General features: G+C 69.6%; 11 protein-coding genes, 3 pseudogenes and 1 CRISPR repeat array. Of the genes and pseudogenes, 7 read left to right on the forward strand and 7 right to left on the reverse strand.

All coding sequences use genetic code 11. From position 1 onward, the window contains the following. Nucleotides 1-365: 365 nt before the first annotated feature. From MUU72_RS28750 to MUU72_RS28760, 3 genes are all read left to right on the forward strand, one after another. On the forward strand, nucleotides 366-2,435 hold the full coding sequence (locus MUU72_RS28750) for a discoidin domain-containing protein (protein ID WP_248016337.1): 2,070 nt from the start codon (nucleotides 366-368) through the stop codon (nucleotides 2,433-2,435). Between the two features lie 72 nt (nucleotides 2,436-2,507). Continuing rightward, the gene (locus MUU72_RS28755) at nucleotides 2,508-4,595 is read left to right on the forward strand and encodes an alpha-galactosidase (RefSeq protein ID WP_248016338.1); all 2,088 of its coding nucleotides are present in this window, start codon (nucleotides 2,508-2,510) and stop codon (nucleotides 4,593-4,595) included. Beyond that, on the forward strand, nucleotides 4,592-5,878 hold the full coding sequence (locus MUU72_RS28760) for an MFS transporter (protein ID WP_248016339.1): 1,287 nt from the start codon (nucleotides 4,592-4,594) through the stop codon (nucleotides 5,876-5,878). Before MUU72_RS28755 ends, MUU72_RS28760 begins: the two co-directional genes overlap by 4 nt. On the opposite strand, the gene MUU72_RS28765 is transcribed toward MUU72_RS28760, so the two are convergent. Beyond that, nucleotides 5,838-6,470, reverse strand: coding sequence for a TetR/AcrR family transcriptional regulator (locus MUU72_RS28765; protein ID WP_248016340.1), 633 nt, complete (start codon nucleotides 6,468-6,470; stop codon nucleotides 5,838-5,840). The two genes, MUU72_RS28760 and MUU72_RS28765, sit on opposite strands and share 41 nt — an antisense overlap. Nucleotides 6,471-6,531: 61 nt before the next feature. On the opposite strand from MUU72_RS28765, the gene MUU72_RS28770 reads away from it, so the two are divergent. Continuing rightward, nucleotides 6,532-7,872 (forward strand): GH1 family beta-glucosidase, encoded by a 1,341-nt coding sequence (locus MUU72_RS28770; RefSeq protein ID WP_248016341.1) that lies wholly within the window; start codon nucleotides 6,532-6,534, stop codon nucleotides 7,870-7,872. Between the two features lie 329 nt (nucleotides 7,873-8,201). On the opposite strand, the gene MUU72_RS28775 is transcribed toward MUU72_RS28770, so the two are convergent. The 5 genes and pseudogenes from MUU72_RS28775 to MUU72_RS28800 form a co-directional block, all read right to left on the reverse strand. Next, the gene (locus tag MUU72_RS28775) at nucleotides 8,202-9,923 is read right to left on the reverse strand and encodes a mycolysin (protein ID WP_248016342.1); all 1,722 of its coding nucleotides are present in this window, start codon (nucleotides 9,921-9,923) and stop codon (nucleotides 8,202-8,204) included. Between the two features lie 667 nt (nucleotides 9,924-10,590). Continuing rightward, a pseudogene (locus MUU72_RS28780) lies at nucleotides 10,591-11,429 on the reverse strand (transposase). Between the two features lie 131 nt (nucleotides 11,430-11,560). Beyond that, nucleotides 11,561-12,808 carry an acyltransferase family protein gene (locus tag MUU72_RS28790; protein ID WP_248016344.1) on the reverse strand — a complete coding sequence of 416 codons (1,248 nt, stop codon included), beginning with the start codon at nucleotides 12,806-12,808 and terminating at the stop codon, nucleotides 11,561-11,563. Nucleotides 12,809-12,998: 190 nt separating this feature from the next. Beyond that, nucleotides 12,999-13,835 (reverse strand): SGNH/GDSL hydrolase family protein, encoded by an 837-nt coding sequence (locus tag MUU72_RS28795; RefSeq protein ID WP_248016345.1) that lies wholly within the window; start codon nucleotides 13,833-13,835, stop codon nucleotides 12,999-13,001. A 96-nt stretch (nucleotides 13,836-13,931) separates the two neighbouring features. Further along, a pseudogene (locus MUU72_RS28800) lies at nucleotides 13,932-14,312 on the reverse strand (polysaccharide deacetylase family protein); the annotation flags it as partial. Nucleotides 14,313-14,603: 291 nt separating this feature from the next. Here MUU72_RS28800 and MUU72_RS28805 point away from each other — a divergent pair. The 3 genes from MUU72_RS28805 (at nucleotide 14,604) to MUU72_RS35450 (ending at nucleotide 17,364) form a co-directional block, all read left to right on the forward strand. Further along, on the forward strand, nucleotides 14,604-15,305 hold the full coding sequence (locus tag MUU72_RS28805) for a response regulator (RefSeq protein ID WP_248016346.1): 702 nt from the start codon (nucleotides 14,604-14,606) through the stop codon (nucleotides 15,303-15,305). Then, the gene (locus MUU72_RS28810) at nucleotides 15,302-16,777 is read left to right on the forward strand and encodes an ATP-binding protein (protein WP_248016347.1); all 1,476 of its coding nucleotides are present in this window, start codon (nucleotides 15,302-15,304) and stop codon (nucleotides 16,775-16,777) included. The genes MUU72_RS28805 and MUU72_RS28810 overlap by 4 nt, the downstream gene beginning before the upstream one ends. 86 nt (nucleotides 16,778-16,863) lie before the next feature. Next, the gene (locus MUU72_RS35450; protein ID WP_282504827.1) at nucleotides 16,864-17,364 is read left to right on the forward strand and encodes a GerMN domain-containing protein; all 501 of its coding nucleotides are present in this window, start codon (nucleotides 16,864-16,866) and stop codon (nucleotides 17,362-17,364) included. 354 nt (nucleotides 17,365-17,718) lie between these two features. Here the strand turns inward: MUU72_RS35450 and MUU72_RS28820 are convergent. Next, a pseudogene (locus MUU72_RS28820) lies at nucleotides 17,719-18,143 on the reverse strand (serine hydrolase); the annotation flags it as partial. A 233-nt stretch (nucleotides 18,144-18,376) separates the two neighbouring features. After that, nucleotides 18,377-18,770: a CRISPR direct-repeat array (repeat unit 28 nt; unit sequence GAACTACCCCCGCCGGTGCGGGGACGAC). Nucleotides 18,771-18,824 lie beyond the last annotated feature (54 nt).

Raw genomic sequence — 18,824 nt, forward strand, 5'->3', positions numbered from 1 at the left:
TGCCCGAGCGGGGCCACCGCCACCTCACCCCACGCCGTGAGCGCGTCATCCGGCTCCGCGTACCGGCCCGGCGGGCACTCAGGGACCGGACCACCGTCCGCGGGCGGGGAAGACACCGGGACCGCCGGCACACTGGCGGCCACCGTGTCCGGCAGGCTTGGCGGGCGTCGGTGAGGGGCATTCCGACGGAATACGACAGCCCCCGGCCCGGCGGGAGAGCCAGTCGAGGAAGGCGTGGGTGCCGCCATTGCACTGTGCGCCAGGCCCGCCGAACGACAGCCTCGTCAGGGGGGTTGGCGCCGAGGGGGCGTGTCCCTATCGTGTGAGCGAAACGTGAGTACTCCTCATATTTAAGGAGCACGGTGATGAACATCGTTCACCCTTCGCGCCGCAGACGCAGATCCCTCCCGGTGGTCTTACTGCTCTTCGCGGCGATGACCCTGCTGCTCGGCCCCACGCCGAGCAGCTCCGCGGCCGAGTCCAACTGGTGGGACCCCGTCGCACGGCCCACGCCCGACGCCCAGGTCAACGTCACGGGCGAGCCCTTCAAGGGCACCGACGCCCAGGGGAACGTACGGGGCTTCGTCGACGCCCATGACCACATCATGGCCAACGAGGGCTTCGGCGGTCGGCTGATCTGCGGCAAGCCGTTCTCGGAGCAGGGCGTCGCCGACGCGCTCAAGGACTGTCCCGAGCACTACCCCGACGGCTCGCTCGCCGTCTTCGACATGATCACCAAGGGCGGGGACGGCAGGCACGACCCCGTCGGGTGGCCGTCGTTCAAGGACTGGCCCGCCCATGACTCGCTGACGCACCAGCAGAACTACTACGCCGGGATCGAGCGGGCCTGGCGCGCCGGTCAGCGCGTGCTGGTCAACGACCTCGTCACCAACGGCGTGATCTGCTCGGTCTACTTCTTCAAGGACCGCAGCTGCGACGAGATGACCGCCATCCGTCTGGAGGCGAAGAAGTCGTACGACATGCAGGCCTTCATCGACACGATGTACGGCGGCCCGGGCAAAGGCTGGTTCCGGATCGTCACCGACAGCGCGCAGGCCCGCGACGTCATCGAGCAGGGAAAGCTCGCCGTGGTCCTGGGGGTCGAGACCTCGGAGCCGTTCGGCTGCAAGCAGATCCTGGACCACGCTCAGTGCAGCAAGGCGGACATCGACCGGGGCTTGGACGAGCTGCACGGCCTCGGCGTACGCAGCATGTTCCTGTGCCACAAGTTCGACAACGCCCTGTGCGGGGTGCGTTTCGACTCCGGCGCGCTCGGTACGGCCATCAACGTCGGCCAGTTCCTGTCGACAGGCACCTTCTGGAAGACGGAGAACTGCCGCGGCCCCGAGCATGACAACCCCATCGGCAACGCGACGGCAGAGCAGGCGGAGAAGCAGCTGCCGAAGGGCGTGTCCGTCCCCACGTACGCCTCGGGCGCGCAGTGCAACTCCCGCGGGCTCACCGACCTGGGCGCGTACGCGGTACGCGGCATGATGAAGCGACACATGATGCTGGAGCTGGACCACATGAGCGTCAAGGCCGCGGACCAGGCCTTCGACATCTTCGAGTCCGCGTCGTACCCGGGCGCGCTCTCCTCGCACAGCTGGATGGACGCGGGCTGGACCGAACGGCTGTACAAACTCGGCGGGTTCGCCGCCTCCTACATGAGCGGCTCCGAGGGCTTCAGTGCGGAAGCCAAGGCCAAGGACGCGCTGCGCACGAAGTACCACGTCGGCCTCGGCTACGGCACCGACATGAACGGCGTCGGCGGCTGGCCGGGCCCACGGGGCACCGACACCCCGAACCCGGTGAAGTATCCGTTCCGCTCCACCGACGGCGGCTCGTTGATCGACAAGCAGGTCACCGGCGAGCGCACCTGGAACGTCAACACCGACGGCGCCGCGCACTACGGCATGGTCCCGGACTGGATCGAGGACATCCGGAACGTCGGCGGCCAGGGAGTCGTGAACGACCTCTTCTCGGGCGCCGAGTCCTACCTCCGCACCTGGGGGAGGACCGAAAAGCACACGCTCGGCACGAACTTGGCGTCGGGGGCGGCCACTTCGGCGTCCTCCTCGGAGTGGTGGAACCCGATCGAGAGCTTCGCGCCCGGCAAAGCTGTCGACGGCGACACCGGCACGCGCTGGGCCAGCGAGTGGAGCGACGACCAGTGGCTGCGGATCGACCTCGGAGCCGCGAAGCCGGTCAGCCGCGTCACCCTCGACTGGCAGGCGGCGTACGCGAAGTCCTACCGCATCGAGCTGTCGGACGACGGCACGAACTGGAAGACGGCGTGGTCCACGACCACCGGCGACGGCGGCCTGGACACGGCACGCTTCTCTCCGGCTCAGGCCCGTTACGTACGAGCTCACGGGCTTGCGCGGGGCACCCGGTGGGGCTACTCGCTGCGCGAGGTCGGCGTCTACGCCGACTGAGAGCCGCCCGTGAGGCGGTGCCGGGGCCGAGGTCGGCCGGAACAGCGCTCCTGATCCGGCCGGCCCAGGCCGATGAACCGAACCCGAGCAAGGAATCGCGTGATCACTCATCACCCCGAAGCGCGCCTCTGGCTTCTGAGCACGCCCAGCACCTCCTACGCCTTCCGGTTGGACGCCGACGACGATCCCCGACACGTCCACTGGGGGCGGCCGTTGACCCTGGAGCAGGCCGTCGCGGTCGCGGCCGACCTGCCCGCGCAGGACCCCGGCGGCGACGATCCGGGGGGTGAGGAGTACGCGGTCGAAGGCGGTCTGCGGTTCGGGGCGCCGTCGCTGACCGTCCGGTTCGCCGACGGCGTCCGCGGCTTCGCGTGGCGGTTCGTCTCGCACACGGTCGAGGACGGCCTGCTCACACTCTCCTTCACCGACCGAGCCCGCTCCCTCGATCTCGACCTCAACTACCGAGTACGCCGCGGCCATGACCAGATCGAGCGCTGGGCCGTCCTCACTGCGGGGGAGCCGGTGGACGTCCTGCGGTTCGACTCCGCCGCCTGGACGCTGCCCGCCCGCGACGACTACCGGGTCAGCCATGTGGTGGGCGAATGGGGCCGGGAGTTCCAGCTCCGGCGTGACCGGGTGCCCGTCGGGGAGACCGTGTTCACCAGCCGCCTCGGCATCACGGGACAGCACGCCGGACCCTGGCTGATGCTCGATGCGCACGACGCCGCCGAGGAGCACGGCGAGGTCTGGAGCGCGGCCCTGGCCTGGAGCGGCAGCCGCCGGATCACCCTGCGCCGCGACCCGTACGGCCGCGCCTCGTGGACCGGCGGGTTCGGACACGAGGGGCTGGTCCGGAAGCTGGGCGCCGGCGAGCGTCTGGAGACCCCCGTCTTCACCGGGCTGTACGCCCCCGACGGCTTCGGCGGCACCAGCCGACGCTGGCACGCCTACGTCGAACGGCAGGTGCTCCCCGCCCGCCTTGCCGAACGCCCTCTGATCTTCAACTCGTGGGAGGCGACCGAGTTCGACATCAGCGAGCAACAGCAGTGGGAGCTGGCCGAGTTGGCCGCGGGGGTCGGTGTCGAGGTCTTCGTCGTGGACGACGCATGGTTCGGCGCCCGCACCAGCGACCAGGCCGGGCTCGGCGACTGGTGGCCCAACCCCGACCGCTTCCCCAACGGCCTCGGCCCACTCGCCGACCACGTACGCGAGTTGGGTATGGGATTCGGCCTCTGGGTCGAGCCCGAGGCGGTCAACCCCGACAGCGACCTTTACCGTACGCACCCGGACTGGATCCTCCACCAGGAAGGCCGCCCCCGCACGCAGCGCCGCAACCAGCACGTGCTGGACTTCGCTCGCCGCGACGTCCGCGAATGGGCCGTGGAGTGGCTGGTCAGGACCGTCACCGAGCTGGACGTCGGATTCCTCAAGTGGGACATGAACCGGCCCTTCAGTGAGGCCGGACAGCCCGGGGCCGCCGACCCCGACCGGGTCTGGATCGAGCACACCCGAGGCGTGTACGAGGTGATGGACCGGCTGCGTGCCGCCCGGCCCGGCCTGTACCTGGAGGCGTGCGCGGGCGGCGGCGGCCGGGCCGACCTGGGCGTTCTGGCCCGCGCCGACCAGGTCTGGACGTCGGACAACACCGACGCCGCCGACCGGGTCGCCATCCAGCACGGCTACGGCCAGGTGCTGCCCGCCCGCACGATGGGCGCGTGGGTCACCGACAGCCCGAACAGCCTCACCGCCCGCTCGACCCCGATCCGGTACCGCTTCCACGTCTCGATGGCGGGGGCGATGGGCATCGGCGGCGACCTGCGGAAGTGGACGGAGGAGGACCTGGCCTGGTCCCGGATGCTCGTCGAGCAGTACAAGCGGATCCGGCCCGTGGTGCACGGCGGCGTCCAGTACCGTCTGGGGGACGACGCCGTGCAGTACCTCACCGAGGACGAGGTCGTCGTCTTCCAGTTCAAGGCGTCCGCGCTGACCCGCTCGTCTGTCCGGACCCGCCTCAAGTGCCTTGACCCTGGCGCTCGTTACCGTGACGAGGACACGGGCACGGTCCACGAGGGTGCGGTCCTGCTCAGCCACGGCCTGCCGCCCCTGCCGTCCTTCGACTGCACCAGCGAGCTCGTCCACCTCAGGAAGGTGCCCCGATGAGCCTCGCCCCGGAGCGGGCCCGGGCCCTCGGGGAGCCGACCCGCGAGGTCGGCTCCGGCTGGGTTGTCCTGTTCGTCCTGGCCAACATCGGGATGTACCTGCCGATGCACGTGCCGACCACGTTCCTGATGCCCGAGCAGATCGCCGAGATCGACCCGGTGGGCAAGGTCGGCAGCTATGCCTGGGTCAGCATGATGGGCGCCGTCTCGGGCATCGTCATCGCGCCGCTGGCCGGCGCCCTCTGCGACCGCACCACGAGCCGGTTCGGGCGCCGCAGGCCGTGGCTGGTCGTCGGCTCACTGGTCTGCATGGCGGCGCTGGTGGGCACCGGCCTGCAGACGACGGTCGTCGGTGTCGCCGTCAGCTCTCTCGTGCTGTCCGCCTCATTCATGATCATCGGTGCCGGGCTCTCCCCGGTGGTACCCGACCAGGTCCCGGTGGAGCAGCGCGGTGTGGTGCTCGGCTGGGCCATGGTGCCGCAGGCGGGCGGTCTGATGGCGGGCGGGCTGCTGCTCGGTGTCGTCACGGGCTTCCCCGCGCAGTACACGCTGATGGCGGTGATGCCGCTGCTGATCCTCCTGTTCGCGTTCACGATGAAGGACCCGCCGCTGCCGCCGCAGCACCGCGCCCCGTTCTCGCTGCGCACCTTCCTGCGCGGCTACCGGATCAGCCCGCGCGAGCACCCGGACTTCGTCTGGGCGATGACCTCGCGGTTCATCATGGGCCTCGGCTACGGGACGGGCACGCTCTACCTGCCGTACTTCCTCGAAGACGTCCTGGACTACGCGCAGTTGTTCCCCGGGCAGTCCACGGAGGACGGCCTGCTCATCGTGATCGGCATCAACTGCATGGCAACGATCTCGACGGTCGTGCTCAGCGGCTGGCTCTCCGACCGGCTGGGCAAGCGGCGCATGCTCGTCTTCGTCGGCGGTGTCACGATGGCCGTCGCCGCGATCACGCTCGCGTTGCGGCCCACGTGGACCGTGACGCTGGTCGCCGCCGTCATCCTGGGCGTGGGCTACGGCGTGTACCTGGCCGTCGACACGGCCCTGGTCACGGAGGTGCTCCCGGCCTCGGCCGATCGCGCCAAGGACATGGCCCTGGCCAACCTGATGACGTCCCTGCCGTACGTCCTGGTGCCCCCGATCGCCTCAGTCGTGCTGGGCAGTCTGGGCGGCTACCGCTCGCTGTTCCTCTGCTCGGCGGCGATGTCCGTGCTGGGCGCGGCCATGGTCTGGAAGGTCAAGGGCGTTCGCCGAGCCGGTCGTCGAGGTAGCTGTTGAGGACGCGCTTGCACTCGGCGATCAGCCGGGCATCGCCCTGCGGATCGGTAGCGAACGCGAGTTTCAGCACGCTGTCCGCGCATTCGAGGGCCACCCGCACGGCGATGGCGAACTCGGGATCGTCCTGCCCCCCCGTCAGCGAGGACGTCAGTGAGCCCAATCTTCCGGCGACCGCCGTGTTGTTGTCCTGGGTCGCCTCCAGGACGTGGTCCTGTCCCACCGCACCGAAGTCGACCACCCCGAACCCGGCGATCGTCCGGCGCATGGTGACGAACTCGTCGACGGTCACCTCCACGATGCCCGCGATGCCTTCGGGTTCCTCGCGCTCCAGACGGCCCGAGACCCGCGCCAGGAAGGACTCCAGGTTGCGGGCGGCCAGCGCGCCGATCAGTCCTTCCCGGTCGGAGAAGAACTGGTAGAGGGTGCCGATCGGGACGTCGGCCCTGCGGGCCACCTCCTTGGTGGTCAGCGCGGCATAGCCGACCTCGTCCAGGAGTTCGGCGCAGGCGTCGAGGAGCCGTTCGAAGCGTTCGGCGCTGCGCTTCTGTACCGGCCGCTTGCGCAGCGTCCCTGTAGTGCGGTCTTGATTCACGCTTCCATCATCCCATCCAGGGCGTTAACGTGAGCCCTGCTCATGTTCCAGGAGGTTAGACGTGACGCTGAACCATCTCCCCGCCGACTTCATCTGGGGCGCCTCGACGGCGTCGTACCAGATCGAGGGCGCCACCAAGGAGGACGGACGTGGACCCTCCGTCTGGGACACCTTCACCGCCCGCCCCGGCACGGTCCGTGACGGGCACACCGGTGACGTGGCCTGCGACCATTACCACCGGTACGAGGAGGACCTCGCGCTGATGGCCGAGGCGGGCCTCACCGGCTACCGCTTCTCCCTCGCCTGGCCCCGCATCCAGCCGAGCGGCAGGGGCCAAGTCAACGCGCAGGGCCTGGACTTCTACGACCGGCTCGTCGACGGGCTGCTCGCGCGCGGCATCGAACCCGTCCCGACCCTCTACCACTGGGACCTCCCGCAGGCCCTCGAGGACGGCGGCGGCTGGCTGAACCGCGACACCGCGTACCGCTTCGCCGAGTACACAAGCATCGTCGCCGACAGGCTGGGCGACCGCGTCCAGAAGTGGATCACGCTCAACGAGCCGTTCGTCCACATGGTCTGGGGCTACGGCCTCGGCACCCACGCACCGGGCCGCGCCCTGTTCTTCGACTGCCTCCCGGTCGCCCACCACCAACTGCTCGGCCATGGCCTGGCGTTGCGTGCGTTGCGGGCACGCGGCCTCCAGGTGATGATCGCCAACAACTGCACCCCGGTGTGGCCGGCGTCGGACGACCCTGCCGATGTCGCCGCCGCGCAGGACTATGACGCCTTGCACAACCGTCTGTTCAACGATCCGATCCTCACGGGCACGTACCCCGACCTGTCGGCCTTCGGTGCGGACGCCACCCTGGGCGGCTCCGTCCGGGACGGTGACCTCGAACTGATCTCGGCTCCTCTGGACGCGCTCGGCGTCAACTACTACAACCCGACCCGGATCCAGGCGCCGACGTCCGAAGGGCTGCCCTTCGAGGAGGTTCCCATCGAGGGCTACCGCCGTACCGCCTTCGGCTGGCCCGTCGTCCCCGACGGCCTACGGGAACTGCTCGTCGGCCTCAAGGAGCGCTACCCGGCACTTCCGCCGGTCCACATCACCGAGAATGGCTGCTCGGTCGAGGACGTCGTCGGCGCGGACGGCACCGTCCAGGACCTCGCGCGCATCGACTACTTGGACACCCACCTGCACGCCGTCGACGCCGCCGTGGCCCAGGGCGTCGATGTGCGCGGCTACTTCACCTGGACCCTCATCGACAACTTCGAATGGGCCGAGGGCTTCCACCAGCGCTTCGGCCTCGTCCACGTCGACCACGACACCCAGGTCCGTACCCCGAAGGCATCCTTTGCCTGGTACCGCGACCTCATCCGCAGTCACCGGACGCCAGCATGACCTGGCGCAACTGGGCGGGAAACGAAGAGGCGCGGCCCGTGCGCGTCCACCGTCCGAGCAACTCGGCCGAGGTCGCCGAAGCCGTCAAGGACGCGAGGCGGGGCGGGCAGCGAGTCGTCATGCGATCGAATTTCCCAACGAGCAGCAGCTTTTGTCCGCCGGTGGGGGCAACGTTGGCGGGAGGCTCCGTTCGCGTCCGGAGCCGGCGAGCCGGCAGGAATCGGTGCCGGTCTTGATGAGGGTGCCGTTGAACTCCCGCATGGACCGGGCCGCCTGTCGACCCGGTCCATGGGATCCTTTGCCGCCAGTCCCGCTGACAGCGATCAGGATCAGTACTGGATGGTGTGATTGAAGAGGATGTTCCGGGCCTTCGAGCCGCTGTCCAGGCCGTAGACGGGCCGGTCGTTGACGAAGTACTCGCGGAAGCTCGACTGCCCGGTCCGCGACATCATCGAGTTGCTCTTGGTCCAGCCGCCGTCGACCTGGGACCACAGGTCGACCAGTGCGGTGGCCACGCGGGCCTCGCAGGCGTCGCCCGGATCGATGCCGCTCGTGGAACGGTCATTGGCGAGGTTCATGGAGCTGCCGTTGCCCCAGTAGTACGTGGTGTCGTTGAAGGTGTGGAACGCCACGGCGTTGGCGAAGCCCTCGGTCCAGCCGCAGCTGGTGGAGGAGGTGCGGTTGACGTAATGGGGCGAGCAGTTGCTCACCTGCGGCCACCAGCCTCTGTAGAGCTTGCCCATGAGGGCGTGGCCCGCTTCGTGGACGGTGGTGTGCTCGGCGTCGGGGTCGTTGTCGGCCAGGTGGATCTTGTCGTCGTTGGTGGTCCAGTAGGTGCCGTCGGTGGAGCCGGGGTACCACTGGACGGTGATCGGCGTGCAGCGGCCGTCCTGCTGGCTGCTTGCCCAGCAGTTGGTCGTGGAACCACGGTTCCACCACAGCTTGTTGAGCGTGTCGAGGGCGTGCCAGGCACGGCTCTGCCCGTCGTTGGCGTACACGTTGCCCAGGCTGGTGCTGCGCGAGATGTTGTTCAGCGCATACGTGGCGGTGGAGTAGAAGCGGCCGTTGCCGTCGACCACGGACCACATGCGCCCGGCCTGGGTCTGGAACTCCACCCATGCCTGGGAGGTGACGGAGGTCGTCGGGGTGTAGCAGAGGTTGAACTTGCCGTCGCCGTTGCCGGTCATTCCCGTGGCGAGCTTCTGCGTAGCGCTGCCGGCGGTCGGCCTGCCCCACAGGGTGAGGTTGGCGTTGCTGACCGGCTCGTCCCGGTTGGCCTTGCCGTTCCAACTGCCGCCCTCGGCGGACTGGAAGCGGTTGCGGAAGGTGCCGCTGACGCAGACCTGGGCGTTGGACGTGGCGGCGGCGCGCGGGGCGGCAGGGGCCGAGGCAGCCGAGGCGCGGGCAGCGGCAGGGGCGGGGGCAGCGGCCTTGGGGGGCACCGGGCGCGCCTTGCGGGCGCCGGCCCCGGGGCGGTGGGCCGGGGCCGCGTCGGCCGTGGTGACCGAGACGCCCTTGCGGGAGGAGCCCTTCGACGTCCCGACGGTGAGTTCCAACGAGTCGTGCCCGGCACGGCGCGGGTCGGGGCGGTCGATGTCGGTGACGTCCGCCTGGATCTGGGCGGGTCCGGCGGCGACGGCCTTGACCTGGAGTTTGATGGTGCGGTTGCCCGGGGTGAGGGCGAACGTCCGGCTGGTGCGCTGGCCGAAGGTGTCCGTGGTGGGTGCGGCGAGGCCGGATCTCTCGCCGGTCATCCGGAGTGCGGGCGGCAGCTGGACGGACAGTCCGGCGTGCCTGATGTCGGACTGCGCCGCGATGTTCACGGTGAGGGTGGCCTGCTCGCCGACAGCAGGCAGGTGGTCGAGGGAAGTGGTGACGCCGAGACAACTGAGCGGCGCCTCGGAGCCCTTCGCCGTGGCACGGATCGTGCAGGGGTGGTCGGCCGGGGTGGTGGCACCCGCGAACGCGGACGGCACGACGACTGCCAGACAGGCGCCTAAGCCTGCCAGCGTGGCCAGAGCGGCGGGTCGGGTGACCCGTATTCGGGACATGGGCATGCCTTTCAGCTGCGTGCACGACCCCGGTCCGGCACGACCGGGTCCGGTGCACGCAGGCAGAGCTGTGAGGGGGGTAGGAACTGCACCGCGGCCACTGCGGTTCAACCAGCGCATCAATCGTTGGCCAAAGCACCACCCAGGGTGACAGTGGCCGACACCATATACCGATGGACCACGCATGTCATCTCTTAAGGCAGAAGAAGAGAGCGAAACAGGCGTGAACGAAACGCAGATGACCTTCCGTCCACCGGCCCGCAGTCCAACAACTACGGCCCGAGGCAGCGAACCCGACAGCGAGTCGACCTGCCGCCCGCGGTCGGCATTCCGCACGAAGGGCACGACGGGACGGCTCGAAGCAGCCGCCCGCGGTGGACCCGCTCAACAGCGGTTGCGGAGCATTCCGTTCGGTACCGTCTGTCCACCAGACCCATGAGGAGAAGACCGTCGAGCAGGACCGGCGCATCTCCCACCCGCCGGCCACCGTCCAGCACGGGTGGAACACCCTGAGGGGGAGAGGCCCCGACCAGGTGCGCCTCCACCTCGCCCACCGCACCAGAACAGGCCGCGCACGAACCGGCTCAGCCGTCGCAGAGCGCTTCGGAATGATCACGGAGTTCTTGACGCTCAGTGATGCCCCGGAGGGCTCGTGCCTGCGGTCCCATCATCTCTTCCGGAACCCCTGTGGGATCAGTTCGCCGCTCCGCTGCTTTCGGGGTGGTGTCGGGGACGGTGTTGTGAGCGTGAGTCCGGTTTCCGCGAGACAGCCGTCGAGCAGGTGGGGTCCGCGTTGGGTGCAGGCGAGGCCGTGCCGGAGGGTCCGCGTGAGGTGGTCGGGATTCTCGAATGCGACGTTGGCCCAGTAGCGCCTTCGCAGGAGCGACCAGATGCCCGCGGCCGGGTTGAGGTCCGTGCGTAGCTGGGGCGTTGGACGATGGTGAGCCAGTCGTGGCCCTCGGCATACTTGCGCAGGTCGGCGGCCCGGTGGGTGTGCAGAGTGTCCCGGACCACCACGAGCGGGCCACCGAGTTGGATATGAGCGCGCACGAGCAGGTCTCGGTAGTCGGTCCAGGCGAAGCTCTGGCGAGCGCCTTTGAGCGGCATGTGGAACCGGGGCCGGCAGATGAGCCGGGAGGGCTCGCCGGGCTTGTAACAGGCTGCGGCGGCAACGGAGATACGACGTCTGGAGCGGCCGCGGACGCGCACAACGGGGGTGTGCCCGCGGCGGCTCCAGGTAGGGGCGGTAGGCGGTGTCATCGCGAAGCCGCCCTCGTCCGCAAAGACGATCCAAGCCCCGAGCGACCGACCGAGCGCAATGCCTCGACGCCGCCTTCCCGCCAGGCCCGACGCCAGCGCTCCACCGAGCGCTTGCTCACCCGCAGATCCCTCGCGCTCACCGACGTCCGCTCAACCCCGGGCAAACCGCACGCCAGCCCCCGACCGAACCTGCTCACGCTGCACCTGCCGCTCCGCGGTCACGCCCCCTCCCTGCGCATACCGCACACCATCGGCATAGCGCAGGGATCAAGAACCGTCACACGGCGGGGGCCTCTTCGGGCAGCCGACCGGCCTTCCACGGCGGATACGACCCTCGGCACGGGACTCACACGACTCTCGCCGGGGAAGACGTGACGCTACGGGCTGGCGAGTGGCCTCCTCGTGGCCCCGGTGTGGGGTACGGTGCCGGCCGAGACGAGCCGGGTGACGTCGACGGTGCCGGCCCCGGTCTGCGGTTCGGGGATGAGGGCCCACAACGTCGCGAGGGCGGCAAAGGCCACCAGCAGTGCGGCGGCTCCCGTGCGGCCCTTCGCCCAGGGGGCCCGGAACCGGATCGGGTCCTCCACCAGGACCTTGGAGAGCCACGCGGCAGCGAGGGACACCGCGAGGATGACGACCGTACGGCTCCAGCCCGTCAGGCCGAGGCGTTCTTCGCTCAGGAGCAGGTAGATGGGCCAGTGCCACAGGTAGAGGCTGTAGGAGACCAGGCCGCACCAGCGCAGGGCAGGCGTGGCGAGGACGCGACCGGCCAGGGTGCGGGGTGCTTGGGCGAGGCAGGCGATGAGCAGGGCGGCGGCCAGGGCGTGGAGGAAGAGACCGCCGTGGAATAGCGAGAGGTCGTTCTGCCCGTCGGACAGTGCCCAGTACGCCCCGACCCCGCATGCCAGGGCCAGGCTTCCCCAGGCTGTGGCCCGTTCACCGGCGCGTGCCAGGAGCCGGGTGGCCGGTGGCGTGGCCATGAGGGAACCGAGGAGGAGCGAGAAGGTGCGGGTGTCGGTGCCCTCGTAGACGCGCGTGGTGTCGACGGGGTTGGTGAACACGGTCATCAGGACGAGTGAGACGACGGCTCCGGCCGCAGCTACGAGGGCGACGCGTCGGCCGCCGTTGCGGCCGCGGGCCAGCAGGGCGATGGCCAGGGGCCAGACCAGGTAGAACTGCTCCTCGACCGCGATGCTCCACAGGTGGCCGAAGACCCTGGTGTCGGCCGCGTTCCAGTATCCGACCTGGTCGGCGATGAAGTGCCAATTGGCGAGGTTGGCCGCCACCCAGGGAGCGTCGTCGAGGGCGTACCGGAGCAGAGGCGGCGGCCCGAGCGCCCAGAACAGGAGCAGGGTGCCCGCGATCGTCGCGGCGAGTGCCGGCAGCAGACGGCGTGCGCGCCGCCCCCAGAAGGCCAGGAGGTCGACGCGGCCGGCCCGCACCTGCGTCTCCGTCAGGAGAAGGCCGGTGATCAGGAAGCCGGACAGGACGAAGAACAGGTCAACGCCAAGGAAGCCACCGCTGAAGTGGCCAGCGTGGAAGAACAGCACACCCAGGACGGCCAGGCCGCGCAGGCCGTCCAAAGGCGCGATGTGACGGTTGCCGGACGGTACAGGGACGATCATCGTGTGAGGGCGACGGTGGGTGCGCACGGGTTTGGTTGAGGTGGGCATGGGTCTCCAACGAGATGAGCGAGCCGGCTCGGTTTCGGGCTCAGCCCGAAGCGGGCCGAAGCGGGCCGAAGCGGGCCGGCCGCCGAGCCCAGCCGCCTTGCGGCTGGGCTGACCGGCAGGGCGGTGGCCGGCCCGAGGCGGACTACTTGCAGCCGAGCGGGGCGTAGACCTTCTCGCTTGTCCACGACCCGGTGGCCCACTGGTCCACGGCGGCCGGGGTGAAGCCGTACTGCTTGTGCAACTGTTCGCCGAACCACGCGGCGAACGCGGCCGAGCCCTGCTGGCACGAGTGGATGCCGTCCTTGCCGCGCTGCGCCTTGGCTGCCGTGCTGTCGGTGCCCCACAGGGCCGAGGTGTCAAGGAAGCGGACCGTGTTCGGGTGCTTGTCCGCGACTTCCTTGGCGGACTTCGGCGCGGTCTTGATCGCGGCCTCGTGTGACCTGTAGAAGTCATCCACCTTGAAGGGAGGCGCCGACACGATGAGAAGTTCGGCGCCCGCGTCGTTCACCGTCTTGGCCAGACGTTCGTAGGCGGCGCGTTGTTCGCCTGGGGTCCCCCAGTCGTAGGTGGTGATCTGGTAGGCGACGACGTCCGGCTTGAAGGACGTCAGCTCCTTCGGGAGCTGCTCCCAGGTGGGCTGCGCGATCTCCCCGACGACACCGCCGCCCCCCGCGGCGGCGATCGACTTGAACGCCACGTGGGCGGCCTTCATCGCCGCACCGAGGGGCGGTGCCTGAACTTCGCCGATGGAGTCGCCCATCCACAACATCCGGTGCGGCTTCGTGGTGTTCTTCTGGCCGTCGGGCGTCTGCCGGTCAGCAGATGAGGCGGTGTTGCGGTCGGCGGTGGGGGAGGAGCCGTCGCCGGATGCTTGGCAGGCGGTGAGCGCAAGCGCGGCCGTCGTGGCGGCGAGTACGAGGCCCGCGGTACGGCGCGTGGGTCGCTGAAGAAGAGGGGAGGACGTGTTCTTGCTGTTCATGTCTCCAGAAGAACCCGCCAGGAGGCTGCTCGGGCGGGCCGTCATCGTTCCATCACGTACCGGAAGAAGGCCGGGCATGGAGAGCGGGCACTACCGTCATCCGGCCTTCGGGAAGCTGAGGGCGTAGCCCTCTTCGGCGAGCCACGGAAGAAGCCGTTCCAGCGCTTCCATCGTCTGGGTGCGGTTTCCGCCGCCGTCGTGGAGGAGGACCGTCGGCCCCGTGGACAGCTGCTCCTTCACGGTGCGGACGATGGTGTCTGCGCCGGGCTGTCGGAAGTCGCCGAGGTCGACGTTCCAGCCGAGGTTGCGCATCCCGCAGGCTGCCGCGATCTGGCGGCTCTGCCGCGTGAAGGCGCCGCCGGGGGCCCGGCAGTACCAGATCCGTTCGCCGCCGGACGCCTCGTCGATCATGTGCTTGGCGTCGAGGATCTCCTTCTCCTGGTAGGACACCGGCTTCTTGTCCATGGCCATGTCGTGGCGCTCTGACCAGCGCTCTCGCCCGCCACAACCGCGAAGGCGACCGTTGCGGTCAGCGCCAGAGCCGCGGCGGTGACCACCGCCTGCCGCACGGTGCCAACGCGCCCACCATTGCCGTTCCCGGCGCTGTTCGTCTCGTTGTTCATGCGCCCGACGGAACCTGCCGCCGTACCGCGAACGGCTGGCCGTCATCGTTTCGTCAAGGAATGCGGAGCTGGCAGTCATACGCCTCCAGCACACTGGTCAGAGAACACCGCCCCATGCCGCCCAGCCGGAGAAGAGCGCAACCCGATGGCACGAGTCCTGCTCGTCGAAGACGACCCCGCCGTGCAAAAGGGCGTCACCCTCGCGCTGAAGCGCCGAGGCCATGACGTGGAGGTCGCAGCGAGTGGCGAGACCGGACTCCTCACCCTGGAACGCTACCGGCCCGACCTGGTACTGCTCGACCTGATGCTGCCGGGGATGAGCGGCCTGGAGGTGTGCCGCCGGATCCGGGAGAGCAAACAGATCCCGATCATCATCCTCTCCGCCCGCGGTGACGACATCGACATGGTCGTGGGCCTGGAAGCCGGTGCCGACGACTACATCATCAAACCCGCCAGCGGGGAGATCATCGAGGCCCGGATGAAAGCCGTCCTGCGCCGGGTCGCCCCCGCCCAGGACAGCCCCGCGGCCACGCCCACGGCAACGGGGGCGGAACACCATGGCGACCTGGCCGTGGACCGCACCAGCCTGGTCGTGGCCAAGCACGGCACGGAGCTGGTCCTGGCTCCCTCCGAACTCAAGCTGCTGTTGTTCCTCACCGCCACGCCCGGTCAGGTCTACTCCCGCCACCAGCTCCTGGAACAGGTCTGGGAACACTCCTTCTACGGCGACGTCCGTCTCGTCGACGCCTGCGTGATGCGGTTGCGCGCCAAGATCGAGGACGATCCGCGCAAGCCCGTGTACGTCCAGACCGTGCGCGGCTTCGGCTACCGCTTCGGACCCCTGTGAAGAACCTCAGGCTCCGCTTCCCCAGGGGACTGCGGGCACGGCTCGTGGTCGCCGTGCTGCTCGCCGTCGCCTTCGGCGCACTGCTCACCGCGGGCCTCACCTTTCGCCAGGCCCGCGCCTCCGTCCTCGAACGCACCCAGCACACCGTCGTCGCCGACCTGCGCAGCCAACTCGATTCCCTCGCCCCCGGCCTGACCTTCCCACCCCGCACCGAGGACCTGCGGAGCCTGTCCCTCCAACTCGATCGGGCCGGAGGCTCCCGCGCCTGGCGTTCCTCGGCCTCCTACCAAGGCGGCACACCGGTCTCGGCCTCCCCCGACGCTCTGCCCGTGCCCGAAGAGCTCCGCGAAGCTGTCCAGGCAAGCGGCCAGGCGACCTATCAGCGCATCGAACGCGACGGCCGCCCCTGGCTGACCGTCGGCATGCCCGTCGCCTACGCCGCGGAGCCCGAGAAGCCCGCGAGCGCGGGCAAGCCCTCCGGGCTGACCGTGTACGTGGCCTCCCCCCTCGACGACGACCAGGCCGACATCGCCGCCCTGGTCTCCGCGGCCCAGGCCGGAGCCATCCCCGCCCTCGCCCTCGCCCTCGTCCCCGCCCTTCTCGCCGCCCGCAGCGTCCTACGCCCAGTACGGCGCCTGCGCAGCGGCGCCGAACGCATCACCGCCGGCGAACTCGGCACCCGCCTCGACGCTGACGGACACGACGAACTGACCGATCTGACCCGCTCCTTCAACACCATGGCCGAAACCCTGCAAAAGGACGACGCCGAACTGCGCCGCATGGAAGCAGGAGCACGCCGTTTCGCCGCCGACGTCGCCCATGAACTGCGCACCCCTCTCGCGGCCATGACCGCCGTCACCGAGGTCCTCGACGAGGACGCCACCTCCGGTGTCCTGCCCCCCGACACCGCCGACGCCGTCCAACTCATCTGCGAGGAGACCCGCACCCTCGCCCGCATGGTCGAGGACCTGATGGAGGTCTCCCGCTTCGATGCCAAGGCCGCCCCGCTACACGCCGAGGAGACAGACCTGCGCACCATCGTGACCAAAACCCTCCAACTGCGCGGTTGGACCGACGACGAACGCGTCACCGCCGACATCCCCACCCCGGTACCGGTACGCGCCGACCCCCGCCGTATCGACGTCATCCTCGCCAACCTCATCGGCAACGCACTGCGCCACGGGCTCCCACCGGTCACCGTCTCCGCCCGCGCCGAGAACGACCATGCGGTCGTCACCGTCACCGATCACGGAACCGGCATCCCCGACGACGTACTTCCGCACGTCTTCGAACGCTTCTACAAAGCCGACACGGCACGCGTCCGCTCCGAAGGCAGCGGTCTCGGCCTGGCCATCGCCTACGAAAACGCCCACCTGCACGGCGGGACCCTCACCGCGGCCAACACTCCCGACGGTGGCGCCGTCTTCACCCTCACCCTGCCCCTCCCTGCCACCCCGCAGGACCAGCCATGACCCGTCCCCCGTCTCGGTCCCGCCCCGGACGTACCCTCCGCGCCGCGGCAGTCGCCCTCGGGATCCTGCCCCTGTCCACCCTGCTCATGGCCACAACCACCGGCTGTGCGATCGGCCCCACCAACCCCGTGCCCGCCGGCCGTCCGGCCTCCGGCATCCAGCAACCCGGAACCGAAGCCCGCTTCGCACGCCTCTACTTCGCCGGTCCCACCGGCCCCCGCGCCGTCTCACGCCCCACGGACCGACCACTCAGCCCCCAGCAAGCCCTCGACCTCCTCCTGGAAGGCCCCACCCCGGCCGAACGCCAACGCGGCCTGATCAGCCAAGTACCACCGATGGCCGGCCAACTCACCGCCACCGCGGCCGACGGAGCCGTCGACGTCTTCGTCCCCCAAAAGGTCAGCACCGGCGACCTCGATGTCACAGCAGTCAGCCAGATCGCCTGCACCGCCGCCCATGCCAACGTCCCCGGCAACAAACCCCCCACACAGATCGACATCCGCATCCACGAGAACACCATCCGCTCCCAGACTCCCTGGACCGTCCACTGCGGCCCCAACGGCAACGTGACACCGGTAACCGACTGACACACCACACGGAAATCGCGACCGCCCACGGAGTGAGCGCAAGAGCCCGGCACGCTTCGATGCGGAGTCCGTCAGGCAGGTAAGGGAACTGGCACCGCGCCGCGCGCCCCCAGGCAGCAGACCGCCACAGCCGCGAAGCGACGGCACCCAAAGCACAGGGTGAAGCCTCGTTGACGTTGCACTGAACCGCGTCGCTGCCGAGGGCCCGGCGAACGCCGCGGGCGTCGATGACGGTAGTGGTGGCCGTGCCGCCCTCGGGCGGGATGACGGTGGTGCGGTCGCCGCCGTAGGTGGTGCGTTGATCACTTGAGGCGCCAACGTTTGTGAGAGTCGGCTTCGAGGTGGTGCTCGGGTTCAGAGTTGCCGGAGGTGGTCGTGCAGTCTGCGGGCGGCTTGTGCCATGAGAATGTCGGCGCCTGGCTGGGTGCTGGCCGGAACAAGCGATTCCGTGAGCACGGCGATGGCGAAGGCATGCCCCTCGGAGTGCTCGACGACTCCAATCTCATGGCGGAGGTTGAGGAGGGTGCCGGTCTTGGAAGACCAGCCGCTGCGTCTGAGCTGAAGTCCGGGGCAAGCCGGTGGCGGAGCAGGTTGTGGGCCATGAGGTCCCGCACCCGTGCGGCGGTCTCGGGATGGATTGCCGATGGCGTCCACAGCGCTTGGAGCAGGGCGGTCCAGGCGCGTGCGCTACCGGTGTTGGCGCGGGTGGTGTCGAGCTGGTGCACCTGGCGGCCGCGGCCGCTGGTGCCCGCTTCAATGGCGAGGGTGTGGGCGAGGTGGTGCGGGACCGGGAACTACCCCCGTGGGTGCGGGGACGACGCGCCCGTGCTGTTCGCTGACCTACTCGCCCGGGAACTACCCCCGCGAATGCGGGGAATACCCAAGGCGAAACCAAGTATAAGGCGGCGGAAGAAGTACTCCCGCGGGTGCGGGGACGACTGGATGGCCACGTCGGCGGTGTACAAGGCACGGGGACTACGAGGTGAGAGCGACATGGTCCGGCCTGATCCAGGAACTACCCCCGCGAGTGCGGGGACGACTCCGCGATCGGCCGTCCGAAGGTGTCCACCAGCGAACTATCCCCGCGCGTGCGGGGACGACCGACTGCCGCCGTGCCGTTGACCGGCTGGGCGGGAACTAACCCCGCCGGTGCGGGGACGACGCCGCCGAAGCACGAAAAGGCGAGCGTGCCCTCGAACTACCCCCGCCGGTGCGGGGACGACGAGGCCGCGGCGGCCCGGCTGGACGGGATCGGGGAACTACCCCCGCCGGTGCGGGGACGACGTGGTTGAGGGGCGCCCCGCCAGCCTGGAATGTGAACTACCCCCGCCGGTGCGGGGACGACCGGGCGTTGCAGCGGTCGGCCAGCGCGCGGGTGGAACTACCCCCGCCGGTGCGGGGACGACTAGGACTTGTCCGGCCGATCATGTTCGTAGCCAGATGGTGATGGCAGCCGCCGT

The organism is Streptomyces rhizoryzae (genome assembly GCF_023155275.1).
Lineage (GTDB): Bacteria > Actinomycetota > Actinomycetes > Streptomycetales > Streptomycetaceae > Streptomyces > Streptomyces rhizoryzae.

What these genes read in the sequence shown, in the direction of transcription:
- MUU72_RS28750 (WP_248016337.1), top strand. Translation starts at nt 366, where the DNA reads ATGAACATCGTTCACCCTTCGCGCCGCAGACGCAGATCCCTCCCGGTG.
- MUU72_RS28755 (WP_248016338.1), top strand. Translation starts at nt 2,508, where the DNA reads ATGAACCGAACCCGAGCAAGGAATCGCGTGATCACTCATCACCCCGAA.
- MUU72_RS28760 (WP_248016339.1), top strand. Translation starts at nt 4,592, where the DNA reads ATGAGCCTCGCCCCGGAGCGGGCCCGGGCCCTCGGGGAGCCGACCCGC.
- MUU72_RS28775 (WP_248016342.1), bottom strand. Translation starts at nt 9,923, where the DNA reads ATGTCCCGAATACGGGTCACCCGACCCGCCGCTCTGGCCACGCTGGCA.
- MUU72_RS28790 (WP_248016344.1), bottom strand. Translation starts at nt 12,808, where the DNA reads ATGATCGTCCCTGTACCGTCCGGCAACCGTCACATCGCGCCTTTGGAC.
- MUU72_RS28795 (WP_248016345.1), bottom strand. Translation starts at nt 13,835, where the DNA reads ATGAACAGCAAGAACACGTCCTCCCCTCTTCTTCAGCGACCCACGCGC.
- MUU72_RS28805 (WP_248016346.1), top strand. Translation starts at nt 14,604, where the DNA reads ATGGCACGAGTCCTGCTCGTCGAAGACGACCCCGCCGTGCAAAAGGGC.
- MUU72_RS35450 (WP_282504827.1), top strand. Translation starts at nt 16,864, where the DNA reads ATGGCCACAACCACCGGCTGTGCGATCGGCCCCACCAACCCCGTGCCC.